We start from the raw sequence: 13,248 nt of genomic DNA, 5'->3' as shown, positions 1-13,248 counted from the left end.
TTTATGCTCCTCTCTTACGCTTCTTGCTCTGCTGTTTCGTCTTCAATACCTAATTCTTTTTTAATCCAGTCGTAACCTTCAGCTTCTAGACGTTGTGCAAGCTCAGGGCCACCAGATTTAACGATACGACCGTTCATCATAACGTGAACGAAATCTGGAGTGATGTAGTTTAATAAACGTTGGTAATGCGTAATCATTAGGCAACCGAACTCTTCGCCGCGCATTTGGTTAATACCTTTAGATACAACTTTTAATGCATCGATATCAAGACCTGAGTCGATTTCGTCTAAGATTGCAATTTTTGGCTCGATCATCATTAATTGAAGAATCTCGTTACGTTTTTTCTCACCGCCAGAGAAACCTTCGTTTAAGTAACGTTGTGCCATTTCTGGATCCATTTCTAGGAATTCCATGTTTTTATCTAACGTACGGATAAATTTCATAAGAGAAATTTCTTCGCCTTCTTCACGACGTGCATTAATTGCAGAACGTAAGAAGTCAGCGTTTGTTACTCCGCTAATTTCACTTGGATATTGCATTGCTAGGAATAGACCTGCTTGTGCGCGCTCGTCTACTTCCATTTCTAATACATCTTCACCGTCGATGATGATGCTACCTTCTGTTACTTCATACTTTGGGTGACCCATAATTGCAGAAGATAAAGTTGATTTACCTGTTCCGTTAGGTCCCATAATTGCGTGGATTTCTCCACCTTTTACTTCAAGGTTTACACCCTTTAAAATTTCTTTGCCATCAATTGATACATGTAAGTCTTTAACCGTTAATGTAGAACCAGCCATCTCAATACCTCCATTAATCCTATATATACATTTTAAAAATTACTAAAACGTTCATATTCTCATTTTATTCTCATTCTAATCTTATATCAAATAAAATGATATCGCAAACGCTGAAAAAATGTAACAATTTTTTCACAAATGTATATAAGTATTTCCCTTGCATCCTTATATGATACACCTTTCTTCTTATTTATATAAAGCAAAAAGAACTAGGAATTTCCCAGTCCTTTCCTGCACTTATTCATTTACCGGAAGTACAGCACCTTTATATTCTTTAGTAATAAAGTCCTGAATTTCTTTTGAATGTAATACTTCAACTAGTTCTTTAATTTCTTTTTTCTTCTCGTCACCTTTACGAACTGCGATAATATTTGCGTAAGGAGAGTCTGATCCTTCAATTGCAATTGCATCCTTTGTTGGATTTAATTTCGCATCAATTGCGTAGTTTGAATTAATAAATAAAGCATCACCTTCATTGTTTTCGTACAGCTTCGGTGAAAGTCCAGGTTCTACATCTGTTTTAAACTTTAAATTTTTCGGGTTTTCTACAACATCTTTTACTGTCGCTTTAACAACATCTACACCCTCTTTTAGTTTAATAACTCCGCCTTTTTGCAATAGTGCTAACATACGTCCGCGCTCTGCAACGTTATTACTCATAATAACTGTTCCGCCATCTGGCAAATCTTTTAAGCTTTTATATTTCTTAGAATAAATGCCCATTGGCTCTAAATGAATTTTTCCTGCGTTTACAATTTTATATCCTTTTTCTTGAATTTCTTTATCTAAATACGGAATGTGTTGGAAGTAGTTCGCATCAATTTCTTTATCCGCTAACGCTTTATTTAGTAACACATAGTCCTGGAATTTTTTAATCTCTAATTTAATACCTTTTTTCTCTAATATCGGTTGTGCTTTCTCTAAAATAACAGCGTGCGGCACGTTAGAAGCTCCAACGACAAGCTTATTCTCCTCTTTCCCCCCGCAGGCAGCTAATGTAAATACAGACAGTGCTGTAACAACTGACAGTATAATCTTTTTCATATGATGTCCCCTTCTCCCCTATAGTTATGTAGTTAGAAAAAAGAGCCGGCATACACCAGCCCTTCTTCAAACGATTATTCTTTTACAGGAACAACTGCCCCTTTATATTCTTTATTAATAAAATCTTCAATTTCTTTAGAATGCAGCACTTCTACAAGAGCTTTAATCTCTTTTTTATCTTTATCGCCTTTACGAACTGCTACGATGTTAGCATATGGAGAATCACTGCCTTCAATTGCAATTGCATCTTTTTCTGGGTTTAATTTCGCATCAATCGCATAGTTAGAGTTAATTAGAACAGCGTCGCCTTCTTTATTGTTATACACTTGTGGCAATAGACCCGGCTCGATATCTGTTTTGAATTTTAAGTTTTTCGGATTATCTGCAATATCTTTCGGAGTCGCTTTAACTGGCTCTACTCCGTCTTTAATTTTTAAAATGCCTTCTTTTTGTAAAATTGCTAAACCACGACCATGATCAGTAACAGAATTACTCATAATAATTGTCGCCCCGTTTGGAAGCTCTTTTAAGCTCTTATATTTTTGAGAATACACACCAATCGGTTCTAAATGAATTTTTCCTGCTATTTCAAAATCATATTTCTTATCTTTAATCTCTTTTTCTAAATATGGAATGTGCTGGAAGTAGTTTGCATCTAATTCCTTATCCGCTAACGATTTATTTGGCAACACATAGTCTTGGAATTTTTTAATTTCTAACTCAATTCCTTTTTTCTCAAGTAACGGTTTTGCCTTTTCTAAAATTTCAGCGTGCGGTACGTTAGAAGCACCAACAACAAGTTTCTTTTCATCTTTATCTTTCCCGCCACAAGCAGCTAACCCCAGAATTGAAGTTGAAATAAGTGCTGTAAGTAATAATTTTTTCATTTGAAATATCCCCCTGTTTTCATTATCTTTTATCTATTCGAGTCGTTACACTATCACCAATCCACTGAATTAAAAATACAACGAGTAATACACAAATTGTCGCAACGATTGTTACATCGTTATTTCCACGCTGGAATCCTTCTAAGTAAGCAAGTGTTCCAAGACCACCAGCACCAACAACACCTGCCATTGCTGTATAGCCTACTAAAGCAATTGTCGTTACCGTAATACCAGATACTAATGCTGGTAACGCTTCTGGAATTAATACTTTCAAAATGATTGTGCTTGTTTTTGCTCCCATTGCTTTTGAAGCTTCAATTACCCCTTTATCAATTTCACGAAGTGCGATTTCAACCATTCTCGCGTAAAATGGTGCCGCTCCAATAATTAAAGCTGGCAGCGCTGCACTCGCTCCGAGAATTGTTCCAAGAAGAATCTTTGTGAATGGGATTAATAAAATAATTAAAATGATGAACGGTATAGAACGGAAAATGTTTACGAACGCTCCAATCACCGTATTAATCGCTTTATTTTCCCATAAATTATCTTTCGCTGTCATAAAGAGTAATAGTCCTAAAATAAGTCCTAAAACAAATGTGGCAAGTGCTGCGATTGCCGTCATATATAACGTTTCACCAGTTGCTTCTAACATTTGATTCCAATCAACATTTGCGATTAACTTATCCATGTGCAATCACCTCCAGCTCTACTTGATCTTGATGAATTCCTTCTATTGCTTGCTGGATCGCTGTTTCTTCACCATTTAAATGAACGACTAAACTTCCGTAAGAACCGTTATTCGTTTGTGCGATATTTCCTTGCAAAATGCTAACTTCTATATCACTGCGTTGCATTAATCTTTGAAGTACCGGTCTTTCTACAGCCTCACCGACAAACTGCAAGCGAATTACTTTTCCATCTGGGTATTTTTCAATTAAACTTTCAATCGTTTCATTTGTATCTTCAGAATCCGTTAACTGCTGTACAAAGCGTTTCGTAATGTCTTGCTGTGGATTACGGAATACGTCAAGTACTGGACCCGTTTCTACAATCTTCCCTTTCTCCATTACCGCCACTCGATTACAAATTTTTCGAATAACGTGCATCTCATGTGTAATCAATACAATTGTTAAACCGAGACGCTTATTAATATCTAATAGTAAATCTAAAATTTGATCTGTCGTTTCCGGATCAAGTGCTGACGTTGCTTCGTCACATAAAAGTACTTGTGGATTATTTGCTAACGCTCTTGCAATCCCGACGCGCTGCTTTTGTCCACCACTTAGCTGAGATGGGTACGCGTCTCCTCTTCCTTCTAATCCAACAAGATGAATTAACTCATCGACACGTTTTCTTCTCTCCGCCTTATCGACACCTGCAATTTCAAGTGGGAATGCGATATTTTCACGCACAGTTCGTGACCAAAGTAAGTTGAAATGCTGAAAAATCATTCCAATTTCTTGTCTTGCCTTACGAAGTTCATTTCCAGTAATCGCTGAAATGACACGATTTGCAATTGTAATTTGGCCAGAAGTTGGTTTCTCTAATTGATTAAACAATCTGATTAAAGAACTTTTCCCAGCGCCACTATATCCGATAACACCAAATATTTCGCCTTTCTCTATTTGTAAGTTGGCGTTATCTACAGCAGTGACATCACCGCTTTTTGCCTTATATATTTTCTTTACATTCTCTAATAGAATCATGGTGTATCACCCCTTTTTTGTTTAAAAAGCGTAAGCGGCTCGTTTAGAATGTGAAGTGGATGGAGCTTCTGACGTAGAGGTGCTTTTTGCCTCATAGGAAGAAGCGAAGCCATCGAACATTCTAGCCGCTGGAGCTGGATTTCTTGAAAATTTTGGATAGACTCCGCATTTTTTTATTTTTGATGCGTGTAGTCCATCGTTATAGCTCCTCTTATTATTTGAATGTCCTCCGCATTCAAACAACAAAAAACCTTTCCGCTTCTAGAGAAGCAGAAAGGTTTATATGCGTATATAACAACACTATCCCTCTCTCTCATCTCTCAAAGCATTTGCTTTGCAGGAATTGGCACCATTTCAACATAAGTTGACGGTTGCCGGGCTTCACAGGGCACAGTCCCTCCACCTCTCTTAATAAGAGAAATCAGATTAAATTTTCGTCTGATTTATAATTTATGAAATTGTCTATATTTTATGAATTGAATTGTATCAATATCCACACGCCGTGTCAACAGAAATTTTCGCAAAAAAAGAAACTTCAGAATTTTAAGCCCCGACTGACATCGGTTTACATATATGAAACATCGATTCAACTAATAACATCGTTCGATAAGTTCCAGAATATTGTACCCGTCCATCACTCATTAACGTTTGCAACCTCATATTTCCAGTCACTAATTTTTGTACATCCTCTTCCTCTAAACAAACGATTTGTTCCGTTCCTCTCGCCTCTTTCAAAAGTTCTATATAATCTCTTGAAATTTGTAACGAGCAGCTTTCATCTCCAAAACGAAAATTAACAGTTCTTTCCCCTTGCCTTAAAAGCGGTTCTAAATGATATTGACCATTAGCGTAATTTACAAATGATTGAAGCAAAGAATATAATTTCATCCTAAACCACATCCCTCATATCACTTTCTATTACATACCATTCCCTCTTATTAAAGAGCAATCCTGTTACTTTCGCTCGACAAATACTGTATCTATCACGCATGTCGACATATTTCCCAAGAAATATGTCGAGGCGGCAAAAACTTTGCCGCCTACTTTAATTCCGTATATAAATATTCAACCGAATGAAATGCATATATTTTCTTCGTCAGTGTCCCATTTTCAAAAATAAGTAAACACGGTACACTTTCTATCCCATACTCTTTCGCTAAATGCGGGGCATAATTCAAATCTAACATTCCAATTTTTAAATCTTCAATCGTCATCTCAACGACCGTCAACATCTTCTTTGCTAATTGGCATGTTCCACACATTGGTGTATACACATATAACACTGTTTTTTCTTCATTTCCTATTAGGGCTGTAGCTTCGGCACCTGTCCAATCAATCACTTCTATCATTCCTTACCGTAAATATTCTGTATAAACGTCAATGTCAGCTCCCCATAATACATTTGCTAAATGTGAAGAAGGTGCAGTCGCCACCTCGCGATACGAGCGATCAATATAAATATGCTCTGCTTGCGGAAATTCTTTTCGGAATTGTTTCCTTAACTTTTCTCCTGCATCATCAGCATCCACTAGCACATATACGTCCTTATCAAAAAACTGATCAATGAGCTCATCCATTTTCGACAAACCAATTGTACCATTTGTACAAACAATTTCCACTGGTTCACGAATAATAGATTCAATCTTTCTTCTATCCGATTTACCTTCTACAATAATGACTTTTTCCACATAAATCATACGTCATCACCCGATCACCATATACTATACAACCTTTAACTTAGTATATAGTATATTCGTTATTTTCATGTTGTTTCCTGTTTATTTTTACAAAAGAAAAGCACAAGCGGCTCGCTCAGATTGTGAGGGGGATGGAGCTTCTGACATAGAGGCGCTTTTTGCCTCTCTGGAAGACGCGAAGCCACCGAACAATCTAGCCGCTGGAGCTGGACAATATCGAAAGCACAAGCGGCTCGCTCAGAACAAGAGGGCATTGGAACTCCTGAGCTAGAGGCGCCTTTTTCCTCAAGTGAAGGAGTGAAATGACCAACTGTTCTAGCCGCTGGAGCTAAACAATGAAAAAAGTTTTTCAAAAACGTTCTCCTACATAATAATTAATATATATGTTTTTAAATTCATTATGTAACACAACATAAAAAAGGACAGCACAAAGGCTGTCCTTTAGTCGACTATAATTAGTCTTGGTTTGTCATTTCTGCATATTTTTCTGCAGTTAATAACTTCTCAACTTGGCTTGCATCAGAAAGTTCAACTTTAACCATCCATGCACCCTCGTATGGAGATTCGTTAACTAGTTCTGGTTGGTCACTTAATTCTTCGTTTACTGCTACAACTTTACCACTTACAGGTGCGTATAATTCAGAAACTGTTTTAACAGATTCTACGCTTCCGAATGGCTCGTCAGCTTGGATTGTTGCACCTACTTCAGGAAGTTCAACGAATACGATATCGCCTAACTCACCTTGCGCAAAATGAGTAATACCGATAACAACCGCATTACCTTCTGTTTTTACCCATTCGTGTTCTTCAGAGTAACGTAAATTATTTGGAATGCTCATGACTGTACCTCCAGTGAATGTATTAATTATGTAAAAATACCTTATTGGTACTTTTTCCACACACTTTCAAACTGCTCTTCGTTAAAACCAAGTGTTACACTCGTTCCATCTGTTACAATTGGACGTTTAATTAACATGCCATCAGATGCTAAAAGCTCGTACATTTCGTCTTCGCTTGCATCCTTTAACTTATCTTTTAAACCCAGTTCGCGGTAACGCATTCCACTTGTATTAAAGAATTTTTTTAATGGTAATTCACTTTTCTCATGTAAATTACGTAAATCTTCTTTTGACGGTGGATTTTCAACAATATGAATCATCTCATATGCTACATCGTTTGCCTCAAACCATTTCTTTGCTTTTTGACATGTGCCACACTTTGGATATGAATAAAATGTTACTGTCATAAATTCACCTACTTTTTTACTTACCTTTACCTTTATCATATAGAAAACGTTTTATTATTTCAAACGATTATTCGCTAAACTTTTACTTATTTCGTGATAATTTTTAATAACCCTGCTAATTTTTCTTATTTTTCCGCCATTTATCAAGAAAAAATAAATATATAATTTTTTAAAACTTTTTTCTCATCCCATACCGAACATATATCTTAAACAAACGTTTGATTAATTTCTGATTTTTCTACCTCAACCTTTGAAATACATATATTTTTTCATACCGAACATATATCTTAAACAAACGTTTGATTAATTTCATGTTTTTCTACCTCAACCATTGGAATACATAGGTTTTTCCCCTACCGAACATACCTCTTAAACAAGCGTTTATTTAAAAATAAAAAGAGCCCTTTTACAGGCTCCTTCATCATCGACTTAAATAATCTGCAATTGTTTGAAATACTATGATATACATATTATGAATATTTTGATCCGAAACAGTATCATTATATAATCCCATACCCCAATATTGTCCCTCAGGATTCCCCATATTTACAAATCCTTGTGTATACATCATAGCTCTGTCCCTTGGGGCGTTGTCATAATCTAAATCTTTTTCAGTAAAAATCAAGTATGGCAGATCTTTTAGACCGACAAAAAATACCGGCTTCTTTAATGATAAAAATAAGTCCGTATACTGCTCCTTTGATGCTTCTTGAAAGTATTCTTTCATGACAAGAAAACCATCAACTTTTGCTGCTTTCTCCTTCATCTCTTCTAACTTCACATTTTCAAACTTTACATTCCTAAACGTATCTTTCGGTTTTTCTCCAACAACTCCAATTACGAGTGCTCTCCCGTTATATTCTAATGTCTCTCCTTCATTATCATTTGCACACCCAGTACTCACTAGGCATAACAATATAAAAACTAAGAAATAAAGTGAACGCTTCATTTAGCAGCCTCCCCCTCTTTTAAGTCAAGTGACAAAAACGTAAGGTAAATTCAAGAAAATGTAAGTAAAATCGATAGCCCAATTTGGGTTTCTATATTATAATCAATTGAATTTATTTACATTACTAAACATAGGAGATTGTCATGAAGAAATTAAAACTTTCATCTTTTATTCCGTTAAGTTATATACTTCTACTCGTACTCGTAAGTCCCCTTTACGATGTATTAAATAAATCTATTGTTCACGCAGTAGATGTCACGACTGTAGTAGATGATTGGATTCCATTTGTGAAAGCATTTATTATTCCTTATTTACTTTGGTTTCCATACTTATACGGCGCACTTATTTATTACTGTTTTGCTGATCGAAAGCAATATTATGTCACTTTAAGTAGTGTAATTCTTGGAAAACTTGCTTGTTTTTCGATTTATTATTTTTGGCAGACAACTGTACCACGTCCAACCGTCGTTGGAACAGACGTATTTTCCGAACTAGTCCGCTATATTTATAGTATTGATCAACCGGTAAACTGTTTCCCTAGCATTCATGTCCTTACGACATTTGTAATTATGTTAGCTGCCTTTAAGCGTAGAGAACAGCATGCTTTGGAATATTACATTCTTACTTTCTTCGGAACGCTTATTATTTTATCAACATTATTTACGAAGCAACATGCCTTTGTAGACGCCATTTCTGGAATGACGCTTGCAAGCGTACTATACTTTGGTGTTCAACTATTGTTAGCAAAAGAAACAGTACGCGTTCCAGTAAAACAAAATCATAAAGTGAAACTATAATCAGTGTGGGGGCATCCCCCACTGATTATCAGCCCTCACCAATCGGGCGTTTACGGGCAGCCCGACTCCCATCCTAACTACTTTGCTCCAGCCGAATTTTGAGGTGGGATTTTTACTGCCCGCAAATAGCGGGATAAAATGTAAAAAAGCAGACTGTGGCTTCTCAGTCTGCTTTTTTCTCTTGTGAAGGATATTTTCAAATTAAGATTGCGGTACAGTCATATCACCTGAGTGAATACGACCTGCTTTTTTAAGAGCAATGTAAAGTATATAAGAAACAGCTACTGGGATGATGATATAAGTGATTATCATCGCTGGGACAACTTCCCATCCTTGGCTGGAAATTAAATTAATTGGTGCGATAAGAGAACTTAATCCAAGACCTGCAATTTCTTTTCCTGCTTCCAGTTGGAAAATTAATGCTGATACTGGGCCCACTATAGCACTGGCGACGACAGTTGGGACGAGAATCATTGGATTTTTAGTAATGTTCGGCAACTGTACTTTTGGAGTACAAAGTGCCTGAGCTAATATGCCACCTAAATTATTTTCTTTCGCTGAAATAACAGAGAATCCAATAAACTGAGCAACGCATCCTGCAAGTGCTGCACCACCTGCAACACCATCTAAGCTAAGCGCTATCGCTAACGCAGCTGATGAAGCTGGAGAGATGAGTAACAGTCCCCAAACTACAGCAATCACGATAGAAGCGATAAATGGGCTACCAGCTGAACTATCTTTAATGAATGCTCCAACTGTATTTAAAACTGGGCTAATATTTTGAGCTAACCAAATACCGACTAAACCAGAACCTAATATCGCTGCAAATGGAACGAGCATCATATCTAAAGCAGTTTTTCCACTTAAACGTTTACCAATATAAACTGCTAAAGTCGCTGTTAATAATGCACCGATTGGTTCACCTGTTTTAATGATGAGACCAGCTTCAGTAATTGAAATTGAACCCGCCCCTATTGCTCCGGCTACCATCGCTGAGAAAATTACGAGTCCGTTTGCACCGAGCATAAAAGCAATTCCGGCTCCAATTGCTGGTGCCATAAGTGATTTTGCAACAACTCCGATTGTAATAAGTAATGGGATATCAACAATTCTTCCTATATTTTCGATTAGTAAACCAATTCCAAGGGATACGAAAATACCTTGTGCTATTCCGGCAGAAGCTTTAAACACACGAGACATTATATATTCCTTCATTTGTTTCACCTTCTCCTATAATTTAGTAACCAATTGTTTTCATATAATCGCGTAAAACATCGTTTGATTTTGCAAAGCGACTTTCTTCCTCTTCTGATAAGTTTAGTTCTACAACTTCTCTTACACCGTCTCTAGTAATAATTGCTGGTACTCCTGTACAAATATCGTATTCGCCATATTCCCCGTCTAAAATAGCTGAAACAGCGATAACACGGTGATCATCATTGAAAATTGAGCGAGCAATATAAGCTAGAGAATTTCCGATTCCATAATAAGTAGTTCCTTTACGCTTATAAATTTCCCATCCAGCTTTGGCAGTCTTCTCAACAATTTCATCTAAATCTATTTCACCAAATTGTTCTTTTTGTTCCTCTAAAATTTGCAGCATTGGCTTTCCACCAACAGTTACGTGAGACCAAGCAACCATTTGAGAATCACCATGTTCTCCTAATGAATACCCATGAATACTACGAGGATCTACATGTAACATTTCAGATAAAATTGTTCTTAAGCGAGAAGAATCTAGTGATGTACCAGTACCTATCACACGATTTCTAGGTAATCCAGATAATTTCCACACTTGATATGTAATAATATCAACTGGGTTCGATGCGAGTAAGAAAATGCCATCAAATCCACTTTCCATTACGCCCCCAACAATGCTTTCCATAATCTTTGCACTTGCTCCTAAAGTGTCTAAACGGCTTTGTCCAGGTTTTGGCGCTGGTCCTGCTGTAATAATGACAATGTCCATATCTTTGCAGTTTTCATAGCTTCCTGCATATACTTTTGTTCTTGTATTTGTAAAGTTAATGCAGTGCGATAAATCCATCGCTTCTCCAACTGCACGTTCATGATTTATATCAATTAACAATAGCTCTTCGCAAATCCCTTGGTTTACAATGGAATACGCACAGCTTGATCCAACTAATCCAGTACCGATAATTGCAATTTTTCTTGTGTTTCTATTCATAGCAATCTCTCCTAATTGATCATGTAGTCTATTTCTTTCGTTCTTTACACCCCTAATTATAGAGGTTCTCACGATAGAAACCATGGATTCTTTGTGAAATATTGAGCAAAGTTTTTGTCCTTTTTGTGAATTGTTATATTTAATTTTCGTCATATTTGTTACAACTGAAAAAATATTTATTATGTATTTATTGACATATACCAAACAAAAAAACGAGCGAATCCATTCGCTCGTTTCATTCATCACACTATTCCGCACTTAATTGACTTTTCAATTGCTGCACAATCATTGGATTAGCAGGTGCTGCCGGCTTGTAATAACTTTTTTGCTTCGCGTATTCATACATATTACGTTGACGCATCTCATCTTGATTACGAATTTGAATTAACGTTTGATGTAACTGTTCGTTATCAGACTGAGAAATATAATTTGCATAACTTGTTAAACTTGAATTTAATCCTGCTAAATAATCATTTACCATATCTTTTTCATTCATCTTTCGCTTCCTCCTATCCTAGGAAAGTCATTAATTGTTGTTTCGTATTTCGTGCATCTTGCGCATCCTTCTCAAGCATTTGCTTTAGCTGTGGGTCCGTACAAGCTTGTGCATACTGTTCCAATTTGTTAATAATCGTCGCATGTCCACCAATTAAATGACGTAAGTTTTCTACTTCAAGCTCTGTTAAATTTTGCATATAACATACCCGCCTTTCTTTGTTCATTCATCATTAGTATTTGGTTCTTTTTGGATTGTATTCATTAACTTTTCCCACATATAAACAAAATAAAAGATGAATAGCTAGGCCATTCATCTTTTCTGCTAAATATTCATTCAATTTTATAAAGAAACAATCATACTTATACTCACAAGTAGGTTCCATACAATATGTAAAATGATGCTAGGTACAATAGATTGTGTTTTCTTATATAACATAGCAAATACAATCCCCATAATCATTGCCGTAATCGGAAAACCACCATGAAGAATCCCAAAGATGAAGGAAGAAATAATGGTACCAACTAGAAAACTATATTTCTTTTCAAAAAATCGATACAAAATACCTCTATATAAAATTTCTTCTTTAATTGGTGTAATTATAGCAACACTTAACACATATATAATACTTTGTAGACTATTTTGAAGTCCTAAGCTCCCTAATTGATCTCGTTGCTGCTCTGCACTTTCAAAGCTAAACAACTCTAACATTACATACTGAGTGAATGCAATGATGATAAAACCTATTAATAAATACAAGTAGGTTTTCCCATTTTTTAAAACAGATACATCCCAAATGTTCTTAATAAAATGAAGCACTGGTTTATAAGCAAATAAAACAATAGTAACAACAGCTGCATCAAATAGAAGTAAATAATATCCCTCTAAATTAGCACGTAATACCTCTTCTCCAAAAATTCCAAGGGCTAAAGCAAGGAATAATCCCCCCATTAATAGAAACCCTAAAATACTTGCTATCATTACAAATAAATTTTTATATGTTATATTCTCTATGCTTCTTTCCACACTATACGCTTCCAACACTGTTTTACTCATACTATTCCTCCATTTTTTCATTTACCTTAATGAAATCCTTTAATATAAATATAAGGATAATATAACAATAATTTCAAAAAGAATAATATGTAATTTTACATATTATGAAAGCTTTGTATTCTATAGTTTTAGGTATTATATTTCTATATAATAATTATAAAATAAAAATTACTTACTCATCATGATCCTCACTTCATAATACACCTTATGAATAAAAGGAGAGATAAACATGAAGACACATGATTTTCTTACAAAAGTGCAAAATAGCTATGAACCTAACCCAAACCAAGACCCTTTTGTATTTATGTTTTTCGGTTTCCTATTAGCTATATTCACATTTTTAAAACCCACAAAATAATATCATCCAGCAAAAAAGAGCCTC

18 protein-coding genes and 1 riboswitch are annotated in these 13,248 nt (G+C 35.7%); of the genes, 2 read left to right on the top strand and 16 right to left on the bottom strand.

Annotated elements, in window-relative coordinates:
- Positions 1-14: 14 nt before the first annotated feature.
- From sufC to QCI75_RS02340, 11 genes are all read right to left on the bottom strand, one after another.
- Positions 15-800 carry a Fe-S cluster assembly ATPase SufC gene (gene sufC, locus QCI75_RS02390; RefSeq protein WP_016112396.1) on the bottom strand — a complete coding sequence of 262 codons (786 nt, stop codon included), beginning with the start codon at positions 798-800 and terminating at the stop codon, positions 15-17.
- Between the two features lie 237 nt (positions 801-1,037).
- Positions 1,038-1,844 (bottom strand): methionine ABC transporter substrate-binding lipoprotein MetQ, encoded by an 807-nt coding sequence (metQ, locus tag QCI75_RS02385; RefSeq protein ID WP_353759933.1) that lies wholly within the window; start codon positions 1,842-1,844, stop codon positions 1,038-1,040.
- A gap of 74 nt (positions 1,845-1,918) precedes the next feature.
- Positions 1,919-2,731, bottom strand: coding sequence for a methionine ABC transporter substrate-binding lipoprotein MetQ (metQ, locus tag QCI75_RS02380; RefSeq protein ID WP_098777480.1), 813 nt, complete (start codon positions 2,729-2,731; stop codon positions 1,919-1,921).
- A gap of 22 nt (positions 2,732-2,753) precedes the next feature.
- On the bottom strand, positions 2,754-3,419 hold the full coding sequence (locus QCI75_RS02375) for a methionine ABC transporter permease (RefSeq protein ID WP_144505374.1): 666 nt from the start codon (positions 3,417-3,419) through the stop codon (positions 2,754-2,756).
- Positions 3,412-4,437 carry a methionine ABC transporter ATP-binding protein gene (locus QCI75_RS02370; RefSeq protein ID WP_353759932.1) on the bottom strand — a complete coding sequence of 342 codons (1,026 nt, stop codon included), beginning with the start codon at positions 4,435-4,437 and terminating at the stop codon, positions 3,412-3,414. Before QCI75_RS02370 ends, QCI75_RS02375 begins: the two co-directional genes overlap by 8 nt.
- Before the next feature lie 310 nt (positions 4,438-4,747).
- A riboswitch (SAM riboswitch) is annotated at positions 4,748-4,855 on the bottom strand.
- Positions 4,856-4,980: 125 nt separating this feature from the next.
- Positions 4,981-5,325, bottom strand: a complete 345-nt coding sequence (locus tag QCI75_RS02365; RefSeq protein ID WP_353759931.1) for a hypothetical protein — start codon at positions 5,323-5,325, stop codon at positions 4,981-4,983.
- A 152-nt stretch (positions 5,326-5,477) separates the two neighbouring features.
- Entirely contained in the window at positions 5,478-5,786 is a 309-nt protein-coding gene (locus tag QCI75_RS02360; RefSeq protein ID WP_186320850.1) for a thioredoxin family protein, read from the bottom strand.
- 3 nt (positions 5,787-5,789) lie between these two features.
- Positions 5,790-6,134: a toprim domain-containing protein gene (locus tag QCI75_RS02355; RefSeq protein WP_000640865.1), complete on the bottom strand. Its 345-nt coding sequence runs from the start codon at positions 6,132-6,134 to the stop codon at positions 5,790-5,792.
- A gap of 455 nt (positions 6,135-6,589) precedes the next feature.
- On the bottom strand, positions 6,590-6,973 hold the full coding sequence (gene gcvH, locus QCI75_RS02350) for a glycine cleavage system protein GcvH (protein WP_000026895.1): 384 nt from the start codon (positions 6,971-6,973) through the stop codon (positions 6,590-6,592).
- A gap of 41 nt (positions 6,974-7,014) precedes the next feature.
- Positions 7,015-7,380 carry an arsenate reductase family protein gene (locus QCI75_RS02345; RefSeq protein ID WP_002129756.1) on the bottom strand — a complete coding sequence of 122 codons (366 nt, stop codon included), beginning with the start codon at positions 7,378-7,380 and terminating at the stop codon, positions 7,015-7,017.
- Positions 7,381-7,801: 421 nt separating this feature from the next.
- On the bottom strand, positions 7,802-8,329 hold the full coding sequence (locus QCI75_RS02340; protein ID WP_353759930.1) for a hypothetical protein: 528 nt from the start codon (positions 8,327-8,329) through the stop codon (positions 7,802-7,804).
- A 143-nt stretch (positions 8,330-8,472) separates the two neighbouring features.
- Between QCI75_RS02340 and QCI75_RS02335 the strand changes: the two genes are divergently transcribed.
- Positions 8,473-9,126, top strand: coding sequence for a phosphatase PAP2 family protein (locus tag QCI75_RS02335; protein ID WP_144505379.1), 654 nt, complete (start codon positions 8,473-8,475; stop codon positions 9,124-9,126).
- A 201-nt stretch (positions 9,127-9,327) separates the two neighbouring features.
- On the opposite strand, the gene QCI75_RS02330 is transcribed toward QCI75_RS02335, so the two are convergent.
- The 5 genes from QCI75_RS02330 to QCI75_RS02310 form a co-directional block, all read right to left on the bottom strand.
- Positions 9,328-10,341: a PTS sugar transporter subunit IIC gene (locus tag QCI75_RS02330; RefSeq protein WP_002112681.1), complete on the bottom strand. Its 1,014-nt coding sequence runs from the start codon at positions 10,339-10,341 to the stop codon at positions 9,328-9,330.
- 22 nt (positions 10,342-10,363) lie between these two features.
- Positions 10,364-11,314, bottom strand: coding sequence for an L-lactate dehydrogenase (locus tag QCI75_RS02325; protein ID WP_483299450.1), 951 nt, complete (start codon positions 11,312-11,314; stop codon positions 10,364-10,366).
- A 247-nt stretch (positions 11,315-11,561) separates the two neighbouring features.
- Positions 11,562-11,810, bottom strand: a complete 249-nt coding sequence (locus QCI75_RS02320) for a spore coat protein (RefSeq protein WP_002015950.1) — start codon at positions 11,808-11,810, stop codon at positions 11,562-11,564.
- A gap of 13 nt (positions 11,811-11,823) precedes the next feature.
- A complete protein-coding gene (locus tag QCI75_RS02315; RefSeq protein WP_002089398.1) occupies positions 11,824-12,009 on the bottom strand; it encodes a hypothetical protein in 186 nt (61 codons plus the stop codon).
- A 143-nt stretch (positions 12,010-12,152) separates the two neighbouring features.
- A complete protein-coding gene (locus QCI75_RS02310) occupies positions 12,153-12,866 on the bottom strand; it encodes a CPBP family intramembrane glutamic endopeptidase (protein ID WP_353759928.1) in 714 nt (237 codons plus the stop codon).
- 229 nt (positions 12,867-13,095) lie between these two features.
- On the opposite strand from QCI75_RS02310, the gene QCI75_RS02305 reads away from it, so the two are divergent.
- Entirely contained in the window at positions 13,096-13,224 is a 129-nt protein-coding gene (locus QCI75_RS02305; protein WP_272950250.1) for a hypothetical protein, read from the top strand.
- Positions 13,225-13,248 lie beyond the last annotated feature (24 nt).

It is taken from the genome of Bacillus cereus group sp. RP43, from assembly GCF_040459645.1.
GTDB classification, from domain to species: Bacteria; Bacillota; Bacilli; order Bacillales; family Bacillaceae_G; genus Bacillus_A; species Bacillus_A mycoides_C.
This window is presented reverse-complemented; position numbering and strand designations above follow the sequence as displayed.